This window comes from Kribbella shirazensis (assembly GCF_011761605.1).
Taxonomy (GTDB): Bacteria; Actinomycetota; Actinomycetes; order Propionibacteriales; family Kribbellaceae; genus Kribbella; species Kribbella shirazensis.
Genome location: NZ_JAASRO010000001.1, coordinates 1,009,901 through 1,029,500 on the forward strand (window position 1 = coordinate 1,009,901; position 19,600 = coordinate 1,029,500).

Here is a 19,600-nt window from a genome sequence, read left to right on the forward strand (position 1 = left end):
GTCGGCGCGAATGTCCCCCCGGACACCCTGAAAGCAACCGCCGTCCACGGCACGGTTCGTTTCACCGGAATGCTCAGCAACACCTGGACGACCCCGGACCTGCGCAGATCTGCAGGCCATCACAATCAGCAGCTGCGGGGCGAGCCCCGCGGGCAGCTCCGGTCGCCGGGTGATTGTGATGGCCTGGCGGTCGGTGCTGGGCCCGCCACCTGACGGGCCCAGCACCAGTTCAGGCGCTCGCTTCTTGCAGCCGCCCGGTATTTCCGGCCGGCCGCGGCAGGCCGTAGTGGTCGCGGAGCGTTGTGCCGGTGTACTCCCTGCGGAACAGGCCGCGCGCCTGCAGGATCGGGATCACCTCGTCGACGAACGTCGTGAGCCCCGACGGCAGCACCGGCGGCATGATGTTGAACCCGTCGGCGGCACCCGCCTCGAACCATTGCTGGATCGCGTCCGCCACCTGCTCCGGCGTACCGGTGAACGTCCGGTGACCGCGGCCGCCGCCCAGCCGGCCGATCAGCTCGCGCACGGTCAGCTTCTCGCGCCGCGCCAGCGTCACGATCAGCGTGTACCGGCTCTTCGCACCCTCGATCTCGTCCTCGTCCGGAAGTTCGGCCGGCAGCTGCTGATCGAACGGCAGGTCCTCCGGCGAGACCCGCAACGTCTTCGCCAGCTGCGATCGTGCGTACTCCGGCCGGATCAGCGAGTCCAGCTTGTGCTCGAGCCGCTCTGCCTCCTCGACCGTGGACCCGATCACCGGCACGATCCCGGGCAGGATCTTCACCGACGACGGATCACGTCCGAGCGCGACGGCGCGCGCCTTCAGGTCGCGGTAGAACTCCTGCGCGTCCTCCAGCGTCTGCTGGGCGGTGAAGACTGCCTCGGCGTACCGGGCCGCCAGGCCCTTGCCGTCCTCCGACGATCCGGCCTGCACGATCAGCGGGTGCCCCTGCGGCGAGCGCGGCAGGTTCAGCGGACCGCGGACCTGGAAGTACCGCCCGACGTGGTCGATCGGCTGCACCCGCTCCTGGACGGCCCACACGCCTTCGGACTTGTCCGCGATCGCCGCGTCGTCCTGCCAGGAGTCCCACAACTTGTACGCGACCTCGAGGAACTCCGCCGCTCTCTCGTACCGCTCCGCGTGCGCCGGCTGATCGCTGAGGTTGAAGTTCCGCGCAGCCTCCGGACCGGCCGTGGTGACCACGTTCCACCCCGCGCGACCGCCGCTCACGTGATCGACGCTGGCGAACCGCCGCGCCAGGTTGAACGGCTCGTTGTACGTCGTGGACGCGGTCGCGATCAGCCCGATCCGCGACGTCACGGCCGCGATCGCGGTGAGCAGGACGGTCGGCTCGAGCGAACCCGCCGGACGCCGCCCGACCGTGCCGATCAGCACCGGCGAGTCGGCGAAGAACACCGAGTCGAACTTCCCGCGCTCCGCGGTCCGGGCGAGCTCCTGGTAGTGCTCGACCTTCACGTTCGCGAACGGGTCGCTCTCCGGCAGCCGCCAGGACGCCTCGTGGTGCCCGGTGCTCATCAGGAACGCGTTCAGATGCAACTGCTTGCTCATACCGAAACTCCCAAGGCGTCGAGAAGCCGCGAGCGGACCGCGGCGAATCCTGGATCGGCCGCACTCCGCGGCGCGGCCAGCGTGATGGGCTCCTCGCCGACGATCCGGCCCGCGTCGAGCACGATCACCCGGTCGGCCAGCACGATCGCCTCGTCGACGTCGTGCGTCACCAGCAGTACGGCGGGTTGATGGGCCGCGCACAACTTCCGCAGCAACACGTGCATCTTCAACCGGGTCAGCGCGTCCAAGGCGCCGAACGGCTCGTCCGCGAGCAGCAGCTCCGGCTCGCGCACCAACGACCGCGCCAGCGCGACCCGCTGCTGCTCACCACCGGACAACTCGTTGGGCCACGCGTTCTCCCGGCCGGCCAGCCCGACCTCCTCGAGACTCGTCCGGCCGCGTTCCTCGGCGCCGTTCAGCCCGAGGACGACGTTTTCGAGAACTCTTGCCCAAGGCAACAGCCGGGAGTCCTGGAAGACAACCGACACGTTGTCAGGTACGGCGAGCTCACCGGTCCCGTCGACGTCGTGGTCCAATCCGGCCAGGGCCCTGAGCAGCGTGCTCTTCCCGGATCCGCTCTTGCCCAGCAGGGCGACGAACTCGCCGGGCTCGATGTCCAGATCCAGACCGTCGAGTACGGCGCGATCGTCGTACCGGCGGACCAGGTCACGGACCTGAACAGTTAGGACGCCAACGTTTTGCGCCATGACAGGGCCCTCCTCTGGATCAGGCGGACACCGGCGTCGGAGAGCAGGCCGAGGACGCCGTACAAGACCAGGCCGACGATGATGATGTCGGTCTGCCCGTACGTGCGGGCGAGCTCCATCATGTAGCCGATACCGCTGGTGGAGTTGATCTGCTCGACGACGACCAGCGACAACCACGCCCCGGTGACCGCGAATCGCAGTCCGAGCAGGAACCCGGGCAGTGCGCCCGGCAGCACCACACGACGAATGAACGCCCACTGCGACAGACCGACGGTCTGCGCGAGCTCGACGTACCGGCTGTCGATGGTGCGCAGGCCGTTGTGGGTGTGGATGTAGATCGGTACGAACACCCCGAGCAGGATGGTGACGATCTTCATCGACTCACCGATCCCGAGCCAGAGGATGAGCAGCGGCAGCAACGCCAGCGACGGGATCGCCCGCTTGATCTGGATCGGCCCGTCGAGCACCGCCTCGCCGATCCGGGACAGACCGGAGAGCAGCGCGAGGACGACGCCCAGCACGATACCGAGGGCGAGTCCGAGGAGGGCGCGCTGCGCCGACGTCCACAGGTTCGACTGCAGGCGGCCGTCGGCGATCAGGTCACCGGCCGTGGTCACCACGGTCCACGGCGCGGGCAGTACTCGTTGGTCGATCCAACCGGTGGCCGAGCCGACACTCCAGATCGCGAGCAGCAGCACCGGCCCGATCGCGGCGCCGAACCTGATCGGCCGGCCCGGTCCGAGCCGTCGGCGCCGTACGACGGGACGCGCAGCGGCTTGCGTACGCAGTCCGGGAAGCGTGGTCGCACTCATTTGGCGCCTCCCTTGATCGCGTCGGCGGCGACCGTCTGGAACCGCAGGTCGTAGAGGTCCTTCGCCTGGATGACCTTGTTGTTCGTCTCCTTGGCGAGCAGGTCGACGGTCTCCTGCTGCCGCTGGATCGCTTCGCTCCAGTCCGCCGGGATGTCCGGGTGGCCGGCGTTGTCCACGAGCCACTGCCCGTCGGCCTCGGTCAGTCCCTGGTTCGCCACGTAGTACCCCTTGATCCATTCCGCGGGGTGCTTGTCGATCCAGTCCTGCGCGACGCCCCACGCGGCGACGTACGCACGGATCGCGGCGGCCTTGCCCGGATCCTCGAGCGACTCGGTCACGACGTAGAGGTGGCCGGCGTCATCACGGATGCCGTGCGGGATGGTGGTCGCGCCGTCCTTGCCGTACTTCGCGAGGTAGCGCTTGATCTGTACGCCGCCGATCGGGGCGACGTCGACCTGCTTCGCGGACAGTGCGTTCGAGTACACGTCGCCGGTGCTCGGCAGCTCCACCAGCTTCACGTCGTCCTTCGTGAGACCGGCCTTTTTCAGCACTTTGAGGACGAGCGCGCCCTGTGCCTGGCCGGGGCTGTACGCGATCTTCTTGCCGCGCAGGTCTCCGAGCGTCTTCACCGAGACGCCCGGCGCGACGCCGAGCTGGTAGATCGGGTGGTTCAGCGGATCCTTGCGGAACTTCGAAGCGACGATCTTGACCTGCAACCCGGTCCAGGTCGCGTGGATCGGCGGGATCTCCGCGACCGAGCCGAGGTCGAGCGCGTGCGCCCGGAACGCCTCGGTGGTCTGCGGACCGCCGCTCAGGTTGGCGAATTGCACGTACTTCGCGACCTTGTCGTACTGACCGGACAGCTTCAGCGCGACCTCGGTGGCGGGATCGCCGACGACGATCTTGGCGCCGTCGGGGACCGCGGTCGGGAGCGCGGCGTCGAGCGAGAGCTTGGCGGCACCGTCGGCGGCGGCGTTACTGCCGCAGCCGGCGACGACCGCGAGCAGGGCGAGGGCGGCGAGGAGACGTTTTCTAGACATGGTGGGCTTTCGCGTAGTTGCCGTCGTGGTAAAGCAGCGGATCGTGCTCACGACGTTCGGTATGGGTGGCGAGGCGCGCGACGACCAGGTAGTGGTCGCCGACGGCGAAGCGGTGCTCGACCTGCGCGCGCAGGAAGCTCGGGGCGTCGTCGAGCGCGGGCTCGCCGGTGGCCAGCCGCGACCAGCGCGTCGGCTCGGCGAACCGGTCGATCCCGCTGGTGGCGAACCGGCCGGCGATGGCGTGCTGGTCGGCGGACAGGAAGTTGATCACCAGGCTGTTCGCCGTACTCACGGTCGGCCAGCTGGACGCGCTGGTGGCGATCGCGAACGACACCAGCGGCGGCAGCAGGCTGACCGAGACCAGCGAGGTCGCGGTGAACCCGACCGGACCGTGACCGGCGTCCGCGGTGATCACCACGACACCGGCGGCGTGGCGGCGGAACACGGACTTGTAGACGTCGGCGGATACGGGCCGCTCCGCAGTGCTGATTTCTGGGCGATCGGGTACGACGGACAGGGCAGGACGATTCAGGGCAGGCAAAGACATGTCTCTCCCTCGGAACGGGGCAGGGACCACAGGTGATGTGCGAGAGGCGTGATTCAGACAGGCCTCGTACAGGCGTCAGCGAGTGAACGCGTCACCGACAGGTGGCGCTCGCCGTCCGCAGCAGGTCGATGACGCGACGGCGGGTGAGGTGTGTCGTCGTCATGTCAGCTATCTTCGCATCATTGTCTACTGCCGAACTAGACAATCTCGTGATCCGGACTCACACCTCGGGACCCCGATGCGTTCTACTGGCGTGATGGCTCGGGAGAAAGTTGCACTGCCGCCGTTCCAGGCGTTGGTCGACGCGCACTGGCGGGACGTGGCCCGGCTGGCGCGGGCGATGGCGGGACAGGACGGCGACGACGTCGCGCAGCGCGCCTGGGAGAAGGCGTACGCGGCGTACCCGACCCTGACCTCCGCGAAGAACCTGCGCAGCTGGCTCCTGACCATCACCGCCCGGTGCGCGACCGACGTTCACCGGGCGCGCAAACCGCAGCGGCCGCTCGAGGACGCGCCGCCGGTCGCGGTCGACGGCCCGGACGCCGCCGACTGGCCGGACCCCGATCTCTGGCGGGCGGTCAACGAGCTGCCCGAGCGGCAGCGGCACGCGATCACGCTCAAGTACGTCGGCGACCTGGACCACCACGGCGTGGCCGCCGCTCTGGACACCACGCCCGCCGCGTCGCGCCGGCTCGTCAGCGACGCCTTGGCGACCCTGCGCACGAAACTCGGAGTACACCATGACTGATCTCGAGAGCCGGCTCGCCCGGCTCGCCACCCCCGACCTGAAACCACCGGTCCTACCGGACGCCGACGTCGCCTACACCCTGCACGACACCCCGATCGGGACGCTGCTGCTCGCCATCGCCGACGGCCGGATCGTCGCCAGCTCGTTCGGCAACGAGGAGACGATGACCACCCGGCTCGCCCGTGCCGTGTCCCCGCGGGTACTGCGGCAGCCTCGCCCGCTGGACGACGTACGACGGCAGCTCGACGAGTACCTCGCCGGTGATCGGCGGACGTTCGACGTCGAGGTGGACCTGGCGCTGGCGACCCCCTTCCAGCGGCTCGTGCTGAACGATCTGCCGATCCACACCAGCTACGGCGCGACGACGACGTACGGCGCGGTCGCCGGCGACATCGCGCGACCGAAGGCGGCCCGGGCCGTCGGCACCGCGCTGGGCGCCAACCCGGTGTGCGTGCTGCTGCCGTGCCACCGGGTGGTGGGCGCGAACGGGGCCCTCACCGGGTACGCCGGCGGCCTCGAGGCGAAACGCTTCTTGCTGAATCTCGAAGCAAAAAGCTGAGTTTTCCGGAATCGTCCGGAATGCATTTACACTGAAAGCACAAAGGAGCAGATCCCCAATGTGGAGTGGGGATCTGCTTCTTGTTTCCCCTTGCCTGCAAGGGATCCGGGATGACCTTTGCCTCAAGAAACTGACTCGTCAGAGATTGTCGGAGGGCCCGGCCAGGTTGGTGAGATGAACTCACCCTTGCTGTTTCTCAGCGGCGCCGGACTGCCGGCCTGGATCTGGGACGACATCCGGGCCGCCCTGCCGGTCGAGACGTCCGTGGCGGCCTACCCGCGGGCCGGCTCGCTGCGCGACTACGCGACCAAGGTGCTCGCCGAGGCTCCGGAGCGGTTCGTCGTGGTGGCGCACTCGATCGGCGGTGTGATCGGCACGCAGCTCGTGGCGCAGGCGCCTTCGCGGGTCCTGGGGTTCGTTGGTGTCGCGGCCTCGATCCCCCAGCCGGGACAGTCGTTCCTCGGCGCGCTGCCGTTTCCGAACCGGCTGCTCGTCGGAGCGGTCATGCGTCTCGCCGGCACCCGCCCGCCGGCCAAGGTGATCCGCTCGGGACTGGCCACCGACCTCGACGACGAGCAGGCGGCACGGATCGTCAAGGAGTTCAGCCCGGAGTCGCAGCGGCTGTACCGCGACGCCGTCGGCGATCACCGGTTCCCGGAGCTGCGCGGCTACGTACAGACCACCGCGGACAAGGAGCTGCCCGCCGCCCTGCAGACCGGCTACGCGGCGAACCTCGGCACGACCTCAGTACGCTCCCTGCCGACCGGCCACCTACCGATGCTGGCCGACCCCAACGCCCTGGCCGCCGCGCTGCAGGAGCTCCTCTAGGCCCTAGTCGGTTGTGGGGTGGTGGATCTCGAGGATGAGCCGGCGGCGGCCGCCCCAGTCGCGTTTGTAGACCTTGTAGTCGGTGATGCCGGCCGCGGCGCAGAGGCGGCCGTAGCTGAGCTCGTCGTGGATGAAGTGCACACTGCTGCGGTCGTCGTCGTGCTCGGTGGTGACGATCCGGTGCTCCGGGCCCTGCCGCATCCCGTTGGCGATCTCGGCCGCGGTCGCCGGGCCCCAGACCGGGCCCTCGATGATCGCGATCCCGCCCGGCTTCAGCACCCGCGAGATCTCGCAGATCGTGGAGATCTGCTCGTCCTCGGCGAACAGCTCGTGAAACGCCGTCCACAGGCAGATCACCGCGTCGAACGAGTCCCACTTGTACGGAAGATCGGTCATCGAGCCGATCGCCCAGTCGATCGCGAGCTCCTCCTCGGCGGCACGCGCCCGGCCCGCCTCGATCAGGTTCGGCGAGATGTCCAGCGCACGCACGACCTTGCCCGCCCGGCGCAGCGGCAGCGCGATCCGTCCGTACCCGCAGCACAGATCGAGCACCGACTCACGGTCCGCCAGCAGCTCCTCGACCGCCTTGACGATCACCGCATCCCGCTCCGGCGTCGTCCGCGCGGCCAACCCATCGGCCCCCAGCTCCGCATACTCGGCCCGACTACGCAGTGCGGAATTCAGCATGCGGTCAGTATTCCGGCACCCCCGGGTCAGTTGTCCAGCGCCGGTCACACAAGGAGGAGGTAGCGAGCCCACGCGGTGCGGCCGACTGGACCCGCCCGGCTGCGGGGTTCGCAGTAGGCCCTGGGGCCGGCAACAGGCAATGTCCCCATCGCCAGTCCCCTCATCGGAACTTTTCTGGCGCATACTGCAAAGTTGTTTCCGCAAAGACAGTCCAGTGGTCACGTTGAGGCGGAGGTGATGACCCAGGCAATCCCCGACAGGCGAACCGCTTGTGACTGGTTCGGAGTGGGAAGCCGAGCGAGAACAACTGGCCGCAGCGCCTCAAAGAGTCGGGGGCGGGCGGGAGCCAAGCGGAGCACCGCGCGGGCTCGTCACCTCCGGCTCGACTATCCGTGCGTGGCGGGGCGCCGGGTGAGGCGGCCGAGGAGGACGGCGGCGAGCATGGAGACCACGATCGACGTGTACGTCGCGCCCAGCCAGGTGGGGACGGGCTGGTTGTTGAACAGGGTCTGCTGGATGTTCGTCCAGAACGGGGACCAGCCGGCAACCGTGCCGGGGTTGACGAGTTGGTAGGCGACGAATCCGATCAGCCAGGCGGCGGCCGGCTGCCAGCGGAACTTCGCCGTGTCCGAGACGTCCCACCGCATCCGGCTCACGACGAAGAAGTCCGCGATCGCGACCGCGAAGAGCGGGATGAAGACCGAGCCGATCAGGTACAGGAACTGGGTGTAGTTGCCCAGGTCAATGAACAGGGCGATGCCGGTGGCAACCGCTCCGATCGCGACCGAGATCCACCGGCGGTCGATGTGGCCGACCAGGTTGTGCGCGGCCATCGTGGTCGAGTAGACGTTCGCGTACGCCTCGTCGACCTCGTCCACCAGCAGTACGAAGAGGGCGATCGCACCGGCGGGCAGGGTGACCAGTGCGGTGATCACGCCCTCGCTGTCGGTCTGCAGCGTCGCAACGGCAACGACGCCCAGCGCGTAGTACCCGATCGCCGCCAATCCGTAGCCGAGCGCCGATCCACCGAACGCCGCCTTGTTGGTGCGCGAGTGCCGCGTGTAGTCCGCGGCCAGCGGTGCGAACGACACGACACCGGCCGCGGCGAGGTCGACGGCCGGCCAGAAGCCGAACACGCCGTCCTGCGGCAGGTCGTGCACCGGCTTGCTCAGCACCTGGAAGAACAAGTAGACCGACGCGAGCAGCACCAGCCAGACCATGAACTTCCGCAGGATCTTCACGCTGCCCAGCGGCCGCACCGCCATCGTGGTCGCGATGATGCCGGCGAGTACGACGAACAGCCAGCGCCAGCGCTCACTCGTCACCGCGACCGCGGCCTGCGAGATCACGATGATCTCCATCGTCGCCCAGCCGACGTTCTGCGCGATGTTCAGCACCGTCGGCGCCATCGAGCCGCGCCGGCCGAACAGACCGCGCAGGCACGCCATCGCGGGCGCACCGGTCTGCGACCCGAACACGGCCGCGCCGCCGAGCACCAGCGCGCCGATACCGCAGCCGACGACCACCGCGAGCAGGCCCTGCCACAGCGAGCCCGTGTACGCCGCGACCAGCGCACCGGTCACCGGACCGAACAGCGAGATCCCGAGATTGCCCCAGAGCGTGAACTGGTCGAAGAAGCCGAGGGTCCGCGGTGCGTCCGTGGTGAGGACGAGCGGCGCCTCGGTGTTACCGGCAGGACGAACAGCTGTATCGGTCATGAGTGACCCCACTCCCTACGCCGGCATTACCCGGTCAGGTTCAGGCGGTCGGCGACCCAGCTGTCGCCCTCTCAGCCCGCGCATCCTCGGTGCGAGCTCCCGCATAGGTTGTTAGCGCGTCAACGATAGCGCGTCAGGACGGAGGCGGAAGAGCGGCGGCTCGTTCTATGAGAGCGGCCAGCTCCGGACCGTTCGTCACGACCGGCATGTGGGCGCCGGTGTCCAGCGTCCGCGCCTCACCGTTGCTGAGCAGGGCGAGCCGCTCGAGCCACTCCGCCGTACACAGCAGGTCGTGCCTGCCGCGGACGAGGACCACCGGCGCCCGGACGTAGGGCATGACCGCGGCCAGGTCGTGTTGCCTCGACGCTTCTCCGGCTCGGGCGATCGACGGGAGCGTCGTACGGGCGTACTGCGGGCTGATCCGGACCAGCTTCGGCACGTCCGGAATGGCGGAGCCGACCAGCCGGACCGCGCGGTCGACCCAGCTCGACATCGCCACGTCGCCGGTCGGCGCCGCGAGCACGAGAGCGTGGACGAGCTCGGGGTGGCGGACCGCGGTCTCGACGACGATCTGGCAGCTCGCGGAGTGGCCGACCAGGACGGAGCGCCCGCGGATCTTCTCCGCCAGCGCTACCGCGAGAGCACGGGGGTGCAGGTCCTCACGAGCGCCCGCCGGTTCGCCGTACCCGGGCAGGGTGACCACGTGGTACGGCGTGACGAGATGCTCGACCGTCCGCGCGTACGACTCCGGGCCGAGGCCCAGGCCGGGTACGAGGACGACAGGGGTGCTCACTCCCACGGAGCCTTGGCCGGGGGACCCTGGACGACCGGGTTCGGCACGTCCGGTTTCAGCTCGCGGTAGCCGAGGAAGAGACCGCCGGCGAGGATCAGGAGGCCGGCGCCACCCCAGCCGTACGCCGTGGGCAGCCGGTGGACCGCACCGTCGTTCGCACCGAGCCCGGTCGACAGCACGATGACCAGCCACACCAGGATCGGGATCGCGGAGACCGCGACCAGGCCGAGCCCGACCAGCTCGGGCGCGTCCGGCCGGCGCCCTGCCCGGCGACGGGCGAGGACGTCGCGGATCCACATCACCAGCGCGACGGTGCCGACGACGATGAGGAGCAGCTGGCCGATCGCGTCGAGTACGTCGGTGCGCAGCGGATGGTTGAGCGGCGAGCCCGGCGCCTGCGAGATCTCCCGCAGCGCGACCCGCTGGATCGTGACGACGAGCAGGCCGTAGATGGTGGCGACGAAGGTGGCCAGGCCGACGACCCGGGCGGCACGCGGGTCGCGTGGGGCGGCTGGTTCGTCACGCCCGTACGTCGGGACCTCGTGCGACTCCGGACTCGCCGAGGCACCGTACGGAGCACCAGGGCGGTAGATCGGCGGCTGGACGTACGACGGGTTGCTGGGGGCCTGTGGCGGCTGCGTGGCGTAGGGCTGCGGTGCGGCGTACGGGAACTGCTCCGCTGGAGCGGCGTGGCCGGAACCGTACGTGCCGCCGCCGTACGGCGTGGGCGGAGCGTAGTGGTGTTCCTCGCCGGGCTGCCGCTGGTCGGGCTCGTCGCCCCGTCCGTACGTCGGGAAGTCCTGTGACGACATGGCTGCTCCCTCCCGTCGTAACCCAGTCTGTCAGGTCGCCTTGATGGTGGGCCACGCGTTGGGCAGGCAGCCACCGAGGCCCTTGGTCTGCTGCATCATGACCGGCGCGGGGGTCTTCGGGGTCGTGCAGGTCGAGTGGCCGTGGCCGAGCGCGTGGCCGACCTCGTGGTTGACCAGGTAGTTGCGGTACAGCCCGACGTTGCCGTTGTACGCCGGAATCGCGTAGAGCCAGCGCTTCGCGTTCAGCACGACCCGGTCCTCGACGCGGCAGGAGACCTCACCGCCGGTGTCGAGCGGGAGACAGAGCTTGTCGGTCAGGGCGGGGGTGGCCAGGATGATCCGGATGTCGGCGTCGGGCTTGTCCGTCCGCTCGAAACTCACCGGGTGCACCGCCTGCCAGCCGCGTGGGTCCGTCAGCGTCTTGTGGATGGTCGCGGCCACCGCCGCGCCGTTCACCGACAGGCCCTGCTCGATCTCCACGCGGTACGTCATCTTGTCGCGGATGCCGTCCGCCTTGTCGAACCCGGGCACCACGGCGAGCTTCCCGGTCGAGACCAGGACGTTCGGCTTCGCGCCCTTGGGCTTGCGCGTCAACGTCGGTGCCGGCCGCAACGGAGTGGTGAACTTCTGCGTCGGCGCGGCAACCGGAGTCGGTGTCGGCGTCACGACCGGCACCACCGGCGCTTCGTGCGCAGCGTTGTCGACCCCCGCAACCGCCTGCGCGGCGAGGCTGTTGCGGTGCGCCACGTCCGGGTGCGCCACGACCACGGTCCCCAGCACCGCCAGCGCGGTCACCACGAGCCACTGCCCCTTGTACGACTTCCGCCGGCTGTGCCGCCCAGCACGCCGCCGCCCGGACGTGTCCGTCCGTTGGCCGCTCCGCCGGGTGGTCATGACACTTGACCCTACCGAGTCCGGCCCGCGAGGCGAAACCCCGGTTTCGTTAAGGTGTCAGGCAGTTCTTGTCCGGAGGAACTTGCCGAAGTGGGGAACGGTGAAGGCGACGGTGCCTCGTTCGGCGGAGAAGACCAGGCCTTTCTTGATCAGGCCGTCGCGCGCGGGGGAGAGGGACTGGGGCTTGCGGTTGAGGGTGCTGGCGACCTCGGACGTGGGAACCGAGCCGTCGTCCACGCCGATGCCCAGCTCGGCCATCGCACGCATGTACTCGCGTTCCGCGGGCGTGGCGCGTTCGTAGCGGGAGCCGAAGAAGCCGACGGTCAGCTCGGCCGATGCCTCCGGCGCGGCGACGGCCACGTCCTTGATGGTGATGGGCGACTTCGGCGCGTGGTCCCAGGTGGAGTGCGCGAACGCCTGCACGAAGTACGGGTAGCCGTCCGTCTGCGCGTACAGCTCGTCCAGCGCCTCCTCGTCGTACTGCACTCCCTCGCTCTCCGCAGGCACCATCAGGGCCCGGTCGCACGCCTCCCGGGCCAGCCGGTCGACACGGATGTAGCGGAAGAGGCGCTCGGAGTACGACTTGCTGGCGGACAGTACGGCGGGCAGATGCGGCAGTCCCGCACCGACGACGACCAGCGGCGCGCTCTGCTGCGAGATCTCGTGACAGGCCGCGCACAGCGCGGACAGGTCGTCCGCACTGATGTCCTGCATCTCGTCGATGAACAACCCGACCCCGACGGTCAGATCGCCGGCCAGGTCCGCGGCATCCGTGAAGAGCTCGATCAGGTCCATCTCCAGATCACCGGAGTCGGCCCGCCCCTTCGCCGCGGCCACGTCGACCGGCGGATGCCAGCGGATCCCCTTCCGGTCGTTGGCCGCCGTACGCAACGCGAAGGCCTTCAGTACGGCGCTGAACTGGTCGACCTTCTCGTCGTCGCGGTGCCGGTGCCCGAGCTCGCGCATCGCGGTGTGCAGCGCCTGCGCGATCGGCAACCGGATGGTCTGGTCCGGCCGGGCCTCGATCTTCCCGGTGCCCCACGCCCGCTTGATGGCCTGCGAGCGCAACGTGTTGAGCAGCACCGTCTTACCCACGCCCCGGAGGCCACTGAGCACCAGGCTCCGCTCCGGTCTGCCTGCCGCGACCCGCTCGAGCACCACCTCGAACTGCCGCACCTCGGTGTCGCGTCCGGCCAGCTCAGGCGGCCGCTGACCGGCGCCGGGCGCATAGGGATTCCGGATCGGATCCATGCTTTCACTGTATGAGTCCGTCTAGCGTTTTCCGTAGATTGACCGATCGACGAGCAGAGCGTGTCGCGAGCGATGTCTACGACTCTCTAGTGAATTGAGTAGAAAACGATAGACACCCCGAGCGACCCGCGGAGCACTATCGTTCCGCCATGGTGGAGTGGACCCCGGACGCGGGGGCGTTGTACGAGCGGGTGCACCAGCAGTACGTCGGCGGCGCGCGCAAGCTCGAGGCGCTGATCAACGAGCTGATCGGTGAAGAGGAAGGCATCAACTACCTCAGTGCGACCGCCCGGGCGAAGGACCCGGAGTCGTTCCTCGCGAAGGCGTCGAAGCCGCACCCGGACGATCCCACCCGGCTCAAGTACGACGACCCGCTGAACCAGATCACCGACCTGGTCGCGGCCCGCGTCATCACGTTCCTGGTCGAGGCGGTGGACCGGGTCTGTGAGGTGATCGAGGCCGAGTTCGAGATCGTCGAGCACACCGACATGGGGGCGCACACCCGGGCGCAGGGCGTCTTCGGGTACGCCAGCAAGCACTACCTGGTCCGGCTGAACGAGCACCGCCGCGAGCTGCCGGAGTACGCCGTCCTGAAGAACCTGGTGATGGAGATCCAGATCCGGACCGCGGTGCAGCACGCGTGGGCCGAGTTCGAGCACGACATCCGCTACAAGCTGGACATCCCGCCGGACCGCAAGCCGGAGTTCGACCGGCGGTTCCTGCTGGCAGCGGCGTTGATGGAGCTGGCCGACAACGAGTTCACCGAGATCGACCGGTTGTACCGCGAACTGGCGGCGTCCGCGTCGGACAAGGCCCCGGTGGACCTCACCACCAGCACGTTGACGACGTACCTGACCCGCCGCTACCCGGACGCGCCGCATGCGAAGACGACGCACTACGCCTGGATCCTGGGCGTCCTGCACCGCCTCGGCGTCACCACGGAGGAGCAGCTCACCGAACTGCTCAGAGGTATCGACAGCGAAGCCGTACAGGCTGCGATGACCCACCGGGCCCCGGCCGGCACGGTACGACGACTGGACGACGACCTGCTCGCCGCCAAGGGACCTGCCTACTTGGAGCTGTTCCCGGACGAGGAGCGCCGCCAGAAGATCCTCCGCGGCCGCCTCAAGGCCCTGACCCGAGCCGGCATCATCCAGTCGTGACGAGTGCCTCCGCCGTACGACGTGCCCACCGGGTCGTCGTCACCAGCCCGAGGAGCAGCACCAACGCCCCACAGCCCGCGATGATGTACCAGCACAGCTCGGCCGCGTGCACGAACCCGCTCTCCAGTGAACCGACCAACCGGGCAGTCAGCACCGTACCCACGACAGCCACCCCCAGCGATGCACCGACCTGGCGACTGGTCGAGGCGATCGCAGCCGCAACACCTGCCTGTTCTCGTGGCATACCGGAGACGGCTGCGTTGGTAATAGGTGCGTTGAGTACGCCGAAGCCGAGTCCGAAGACCAGGTAGCCGACCAGCAACTGCACTGTGCCAGTAGTAGTGGTCAGCTGCGACAGGATCAGACCGGACGCAGTCAGCATGGTCCCCGCCACGACCAGCGGCAGCCGTGGACCCCTGTGCCCGACCAGCCATCCGGACACCGGCGCGAAGACCACGGTCATCGCAGCCATCGGCAGCGTCAGCAGTCCGGCGTGCAGTGCACTGAACCCTCGCACCGACTGTAGGTAGAGCGAGTTGAGGAAGAGGAAGCCGGACAGCGCCGAGAACCCGCAGACCGCGATCAGTGTGGCTCCAGAGAACGGAGCACTCCGGAAGAACCGTGGCTCCAGCAGCGGCTCCTCCCGGCGCCGCTCGTAGTACACAAGGGTCACCAGCGCCACGACGCACACGACGAAGCACCCGATGATCAGTGGCGACCCCCAACCGGCCGCCTGCCCCTCGATGATCCCGTAGGTCAGTCCGCCGAGCAGCAGGACGACGAGTACCTGTCCGACCGGGTCCATCCGCCGCGGTACGGCGGCCCGCGACTCCGGCACGAACAGCGCGGTCATCAGTACGGCGGCCACGGCGACCGGCACGTTGATCCAAAAGATGAACCGCCAGCCGACCCCGTCCACGAGCGCACCGCCGACGACCGGGCCGACCGCCATACTCAGCCCCACCACGCCGCCCCAGACGCCGATCGCCTGAGCGCGTTCCCGCGGGTCGGTGAACGTGTTGGTGATGATCGACATCGCCACCGGGTTCAGCATCGAGCCACCGATCGCCTGGAGCACCCGGAACGCGATCAGCAGGTCGATGGTCGACGCGACTCCGCACAGCAACGACCCGATCCCGAAGAGCACCAGCCCGGCCTGGAACGTCCGCCGCCGCCCGACCCGGTCCGCGGTCGACCCGGAGACCATCAGCAGACTGGCGAGCACCAGCGTGTAGGCGTCGATCGTCCACTGCAGCTTCGCGACCGGGGCCCCGAACTCGGCCCGGATCGCCGGGAGCGCCAGGTTCACGATCGTCGAGTCCAGGCCCACGATGAACAGGCTGGAGCAGCAGATCGCCAGCACCAGCAGCCGCCGCCTCCGCGTCAGCTCCTCCACCCGGCTCCCTTCGTCCGTTGAAGACTGTACTACCGAGTTTGGAAACGGTTCCCGCCCGTCCGGGAAAACGGTTTGACGGACTGTCGGCGGGGCCACCTAGGCTTGATCCATTCGCCTGGTCAGGCGCCCTCTTTCCACCCTTCTATGCCTCATTGCGAGACGTCATGTCGTTGCGCCTCATTCCGTTCGCCGACCCGGGTGTGCCGGACACCCGATCCGGCCTCCGACTCATCCTCTGGCTCGAGCACCAGCAGCTCCGCGGGCAGGCCCTCGCGGTGTTCTGGGGGCTCGTCTTCTTCGGCGGCATCGCCGCCGCTCCGGTCGCGGTCGGGCTCGCCGTACAGGCAGCCATCGACCTGTCCTGGCCCAAGCTGATGCTGGCCGGCGCGCTGCTGCTGGTCTTCGGTGCGGCCAAGGCCGGCGCCGACTCGTACTTCCACAAGGCCGTGGTGACCAACTGGATCAGTACTGCGTCACGCCTGCAGCAGTTGTTGTTCCGCAAGGCCGCGGAGCTCGGTTCGCTCCTCACCCGCCGGATCGCCGCCGGCGAGGTGGTCGCCGTGAGCAGCGGCGACGTGGAGAAGATCGGCTGGTTCGTGGAGGTGCTGGGCCGGTTCGTGGCCGCGTTGCTGACCTGCTTCGCGGTCGTCGTCGGCCTGCTGTTCTACGAGCCGCAGCTCGGTCTGGTCGTCGCCGTCGCCGTACCGGTGCTGGCGTTCTCGATCGTGCCGCTGATGGGTCCCGCGGAGCGCCGCGCGGACGAGCAGCGGGCGAAGGGCGGCCGGGCCACCGAGCTCGCCGCCGACACCGTCGCCGGTCTCCGTGTGCTGCGCGGTATCGGCGGTGAGCAGCTGTTCCTCGAGCGGTACCGCGAGGCCTCGCAGCAGTACCGCACCAGCGCGGTCCGCAGTGCCCGCATGTGGTCGCTGATCGCGGCCCTGCAGGTGCTGCTGTTCGGTCTGTTCCTGGTGCTCGTGGTCTGGTTGGGCGTCCGCCTGGTGACGTCCGGCCGGATCTCGGTGGGCGAGCTCGTCACGACGTACGGCTTCATCACGTTCATGCTCGTGCCGCTGCACACGTTCGAGGAGACGGCGAGTGCGTTCATCTTCTCCAAGGTGTCGGCGCGCCGGGCCGCGCGGGTGCTGTCGCTGAAGCGCACCGACGAGACCAAGGTCGTGGGCGAGGCGCAGCTGCCGGAGGGCGACCTGCTCGACCCGGTCACCGGCCTGCACGTCCCGGCTGGGAGCTTCACCGCGGTCGTCTGCGGCAACCCGGACGCGGGCGGTCTGCTGGCCGACCGGCTGGGCGGTCACAGCCCGACAGCTGACGGCGAGCCGTCCGTGCTGCTGGACGGCGTCGCGCTGGACGACATCCCGCTGGACTCGGCGCGGACCGTCGTACTGGTGCAGGACAAGGACCCGGTGCTGTTGTCGGGGACGGTGCGCGAGCTGTTCGACGTACCGGCCAGTGGTGCGGTCTCTCCGGAGACGGCGCTCGACGCGGCGCAGTGCGCGGACATCCTCGACGTACTGCGCCAGACGCTGCCCGCTGGTGAGTCCGACGCGATGAACGCGATGCTGACCGAGCGGGGCAGGTCCCTGTCCGGCGGTCAGCGCCAGCGCGTCGCACTGGCTCGTTCGCTGTACGTCGACCCGCAGGTGCTGGTGCTCGACGAGCCGACCAGTGCGGTCGACGCGCACACCGAGGCGCGGATCGCGGACGGTCTGCAGTTGCTGCGGGCCGGCCGGACCACCGTGGTGTTCACGTCCAGCCCGCTGATGCTGGACCGCGCAGAGCGGGTCGTGTTCGTACCGGACGGCCGCGTCGCCGCGGTCGGTACGCATCACGAGCTGCTGCACACCAACCCGCAGTACCGCGCTGTTGTCACCCGTGAAGAAGAAGCAACGTTCGAGGAGTCGGTGTGAAGCGCCCCGTGTACGACCCGGCAGCCCCACAGGAAGTGGTGCGGCTCCCGGTGGCGAGTGGCGCGACGGTCCGTGCCTACGTCAAGACCCTGTTCCGCCGGCATCGGCGTCAGTTCCTCTGGCTGACGCTGGTGAACGCGGTGGCGGCACTCAGCGGCATGGTCGGCCCGTGGCTGCTCGGCAACGTGGTGCAGAAGCTGTCCGAGGGCCGCACCGACGTGCAGCTGCCGTACGTCGTGATCGGCTTCGTGATCGCGCTGGCGGTGCAGACGGTGTTCGTCCGGCTGACCCGGCTGCGCGGCGCGGTGCTCGGTGAGGAGATGCTCGCGGACCTGCGCGAGGACTTCCTGGTCCGCGCGGTCGGCCTGCCCCCGGGTGTGCTGGAGCGCGCCGGGACCGGTGACCTGCTGTCCCGGATCACCACCGACATCGACCGGCTGTCGCACGCGATGCGCGACGCCGTACCGCAGCTGACGATCGCGATCATCTGGGCGTCGCTGCTGATCGGCGCGCTGATCGTGACCGCGCCGGCGCTGGCCGTGGCGGTCGTCATCGCAGCGCCGATCCTGATCATCGGCGGCCGGTGGTACTTCCGCCGCGCGCCATCGGCGTACCGGTCGGAGGCGGCCGGGTACGCCGCGGTCGCCTCGGCGCTGGCCGAGACGGTCGACGCCGGCCGCACCGTCGAGTCGCACCGGCTCGGTGGCCGACGGATCCAGGCGGGTGACACCCGGATCGGTCAGTGGGTCGCCTGGGAGCGGTACACGCTGTTCCTGCGGATGATCCTGTTCCCGGTGATCAACATGACCCACACGGTCGCGCTGGCCGCGGTGCTGGTCATCGGAGGCGGGTTCGCGATCCAGGGCTGGCTGACGGTCGGTGCGCTGACCACAGGTGCGCTGTACATCCAGATGCTCGTCGAGCCGGTCAACATGATGATCCGCTGGTACGACGAGCTCCAGGTCGCGCAGGTGTCGCTGGCCCGGCTGGTCGGTGTCCGTGAGGTCGAGACCGCTGCGACGACCAGCGAGGCCGAGCCGGACGGGCGGACCGTGCTGGCCGACGAAGTGCGGTTCGGGTACCTGGAGGGTCGCGACGTACTGCACGGTGTGACGCTGACCGTCGAGCCAGGTGCTCGCGTTGCTCTGGTCGGACCGTCCGGTGCGGGCAAGTCGACACTGGGCCGGTTGCTGGCAGGCATCTACTCGCCACGCGTCGGTGACATCACCTTGGGTGGTGCGGCGCTGGACCAGATGTCAGCCGAGCAGGTCCGCAGTCACGTTGCCCTGGTCAACCAGGAGCACCACGTGTTCGTGGGCAGCGTGCGGGACAACTTGCGCCTGGCGAAGCAGGACGCGTCCGACGCCGACCTCTGGGCAGCGCTGCGCTCGGTGGACGCGGACGGTTGGGTCGCCGGCTTCGACGACGGCCTCGACACCGAGGTGGGTTCCGGTGGGGTCTCGCTGACGCCCGCGCAGGCGCAGCAGGTCGCGTTGGCCCGGCTGGTCCTCGCGGACCCGCACACGCTGGTCCTCGACGAGGCGACCTCACTGATGGACCCGCGCGCGGCCCGGCACCTGGAGCGGTCGCTGGCGACCGTGCTGGAGGGCCGGACCGTGGTGGCGATCGCCCACCGGCTGCACACGGCCCACGACGCCGACGTGATCGCGGTCGTCGAGGACGGCAAGATCGTCGAGCTCGGCGGCCACGACGAACTGGTCGACGCCCAGGGCGCGTACGCCGCGCTCTGGCACTCCTGGCACGGAGACCGCTGACGGTAGGTGCCCGGCGGACGCACACCGCCGGGCACCCTGCCGGTGTGAGGATGAGAGGTTAAGAGAAAGACAACAAGACAAAGGAAAAGAAGAGGATTTGGAGTTACCGCTGCTTCAGCGGTCTGCCGTAGTTTGCAGTGCGACACGAGGGTGTCAGACCTCACCCTGGTGCGGACGGGAGACCGACGGGGAACCGCGCGGACAGCAAGCACACGAACTGACGGCGGCGGTGTGGCCGACGCGCCCAGAGCTGACATGGGGAGTATTTCTTCCCCATCCGGGTGGGAAATCCTCCCCAACCCGTCCCACCTTGTGTGGCGTGGTCGCCGAGTCGTGGACAAGGGCTCCGGGCCGGTTCGCCAGTCGTGGAAAGTGGCT

At 69.1% G+C, this 19,600-nt stretch carries 18 protein-coding genes and 1 riboswitch; of the genes, 6 read left to right on the forward strand and 12 right to left on the reverse strand.

All coding sequences use genetic code 11. The annotated features are described in order from the left end of the window. Positions 1 to 229: 229 nt before the first annotated feature. The 5 genes from BJY22_RS04945 to BJY22_RS04965 are packed head-to-tail and all read right to left on the reverse strand — an operon-like array spanning position 230 to position 4,673. Positions 230 to 1,567, reverse strand: coding sequence for an LLM class flavin-dependent oxidoreductase (locus BJY22_RS04945; protein ID WP_167203972.1), 1,338 nt, complete (start codon positions 1,565 to 1,567; stop codon positions 230 to 232). Beyond that, positions 1,564 to 2,274, reverse strand: coding sequence for an ABC transporter ATP-binding protein (locus tag BJY22_RS04950; RefSeq protein ID WP_167203973.1), 711 nt, complete (start codon positions 2,272 to 2,274; stop codon positions 1,564 to 1,566). Before BJY22_RS04950 ends, BJY22_RS04945 begins: the two co-directional genes overlap by 4 nt. Next, positions 2,250 to 3,086 carry an ABC transporter permease gene (locus tag BJY22_RS04955; RefSeq protein WP_167203974.1) on the reverse strand — a complete coding sequence of 279 codons (837 nt, stop codon included), beginning with the start codon at positions 3,084 to 3,086 and terminating at the stop codon, positions 2,250 to 2,252. Before BJY22_RS04955 ends, BJY22_RS04950 begins: the two co-directional genes overlap by 25 nt. Then, on the reverse strand, positions 3,083 to 4,126 hold the full coding sequence (locus BJY22_RS04960) for an ABC transporter substrate-binding protein (protein WP_167203975.1): 1,044 nt from the start codon (positions 4,124 to 4,126) through the stop codon (positions 3,083 to 3,085). The genes BJY22_RS04955 and BJY22_RS04960 overlap by 4 nt, the downstream gene beginning before the upstream one ends. Next, the gene (locus BJY22_RS04965) at positions 4,119 to 4,673 is read right to left on the reverse strand and encodes a flavin reductase family protein (protein ID WP_167203976.1); all 555 of its coding nucleotides are present in this window, start codon (positions 4,671 to 4,673) and stop codon (positions 4,119 to 4,121) included. Before BJY22_RS04965 ends, BJY22_RS04960 begins: the two co-directional genes overlap by 8 nt. 256 nt (positions 4,674 to 4,929) lie before the next feature. Here BJY22_RS04965 and BJY22_RS04970 point away from each other — a divergent pair, with 256 nt between their 5' ends. From BJY22_RS04970 to BJY22_RS04980, 3 genes are all read left to right on the forward strand, one after another. Then, a complete protein-coding gene (locus BJY22_RS04970) occupies positions 4,930 to 5,421 on the forward strand; it encodes an RNA polymerase sigma factor (protein ID WP_167203977.1) in 492 nt (163 codons plus the stop codon). Further along, complete coding sequence (locus BJY22_RS04975) at positions 5,414 to 5,980, forward strand: methylated-DNA--[protein]-cysteine S-methyltransferase (protein WP_167203978.1); 567 nt, start codon at positions 5,414 to 5,416, stop codon at positions 5,978 to 5,980. Before BJY22_RS04970 ends, BJY22_RS04975 begins: the two co-directional genes overlap by 8 nt. Positions 5,981 to 6,154: 174 nt before the next feature. After that, complete coding sequence (locus BJY22_RS04980; protein WP_167203979.1) at positions 6,155 to 6,808, forward strand: alpha/beta fold hydrolase; 654 nt, start codon at positions 6,155 to 6,157, stop codon at positions 6,806 to 6,808. 3 nt (positions 6,809 to 6,811) lie between these two features. On the opposite strand, the gene BJY22_RS04985 is transcribed toward BJY22_RS04980, so the two are convergent. The 6 genes from BJY22_RS04985 to BJY22_RS05010 form a co-directional block, all read right to left on the reverse strand. Then, complete coding sequence (locus BJY22_RS04985; protein WP_167203980.1) at positions 6,812 to 7,495, reverse strand: class I SAM-dependent methyltransferase; 684 nt, start codon at positions 7,493 to 7,495, stop codon at positions 6,812 to 6,814. A gap of 386 nt (positions 7,496 to 7,881) precedes the next feature. Then, on the reverse strand, positions 7,882 to 9,213 hold the full coding sequence (locus BJY22_RS04990; protein WP_167203981.1) for a purine-cytosine permease family protein: 1,332 nt from the start codon (positions 9,211 to 9,213) through the stop codon (positions 7,882 to 7,884). Next, a riboswitch (TPP riboswitch) is annotated at positions 9,209 to 9,326 on the reverse strand. It overlaps the preceding gene by 5 nt. Before the next feature lie 20 nt (positions 9,327 to 9,346). Then, positions 9,347 to 10,006, reverse strand: a complete 660-nt coding sequence (locus BJY22_RS04995) for an alpha/beta fold hydrolase (RefSeq protein ID WP_167203982.1) — start codon at positions 10,004 to 10,006, stop codon at positions 9,347 to 9,349. After that, entirely contained in the window at positions 10,003 to 10,818 is an 816-nt protein-coding gene (locus BJY22_RS05000) for a hypothetical protein (protein ID WP_167203983.1), read from the reverse strand. The genes BJY22_RS04995 and BJY22_RS05000 overlap by 4 nt, the downstream gene beginning before the upstream one ends. 30 nt (positions 10,819 to 10,848) lie before the next feature. Next, entirely contained in the window at positions 10,849 to 11,712 is an 864-nt protein-coding gene (locus tag BJY22_RS05005) for a DUF3152 domain-containing protein (RefSeq protein WP_167203984.1), read from the reverse strand. Between the two features lie 57 nt (positions 11,713 to 11,769). Next, a complete protein-coding gene (locus BJY22_RS05010) occupies positions 11,770 to 12,963 on the reverse strand; it encodes an ATP-binding protein (RefSeq protein WP_167203985.1) in 1,194 nt (397 codons plus the stop codon). Between the two features lie 149 nt (positions 12,964 to 13,112). On the opposite strand from BJY22_RS05010, the gene BJY22_RS05015 reads away from it, so the two are divergent. Continuing rightward, positions 13,113 to 14,126 (forward strand): GTP pyrophosphokinase, encoded by a 1,014-nt coding sequence (locus tag BJY22_RS05015; protein WP_167203986.1) that lies wholly within the window; start codon positions 13,113 to 13,115, stop codon positions 14,124 to 14,126. Here BJY22_RS05015 and BJY22_RS05020 read toward each other — a convergent pair. Further along, on the reverse strand, positions 14,113 to 15,522 hold the full coding sequence (locus BJY22_RS05020; RefSeq protein WP_167203987.1) for a DHA2 family efflux MFS transporter permease subunit: 1,410 nt from the start codon (positions 15,520 to 15,522) through the stop codon (positions 14,113 to 14,115). The two genes, BJY22_RS05015 and BJY22_RS05020, sit on opposite strands and share 14 nt — an antisense overlap. 164 nt (positions 15,523 to 15,686) lie before the next feature. Here BJY22_RS05020 and BJY22_RS05025 point away from each other — a divergent pair, with 164 nt between their 5' ends. Together BJY22_RS05025 and BJY22_RS05030 are read left to right on the forward strand one after the other, a co-directional pair. Continuing rightward, complete coding sequence (locus BJY22_RS05025) at positions 15,687 to 17,447, forward strand: ABC transporter transmembrane domain-containing protein (RefSeq protein ID WP_167203988.1); 1,761 nt, start codon at positions 15,687 to 15,689, stop codon at positions 17,445 to 17,447. Beyond that, on the forward strand, positions 17,444 to 19,222 hold the full coding sequence (locus BJY22_RS05030) for an ABC transporter transmembrane domain-containing protein (protein ID WP_167203989.1): 1,779 nt from the start codon (positions 17,444 to 17,446) through the stop codon (positions 19,220 to 19,222). Before BJY22_RS05025 ends, BJY22_RS05030 begins: the two co-directional genes overlap by 4 nt. Positions 19,223 to 19,600 lie beyond the last annotated feature (378 nt).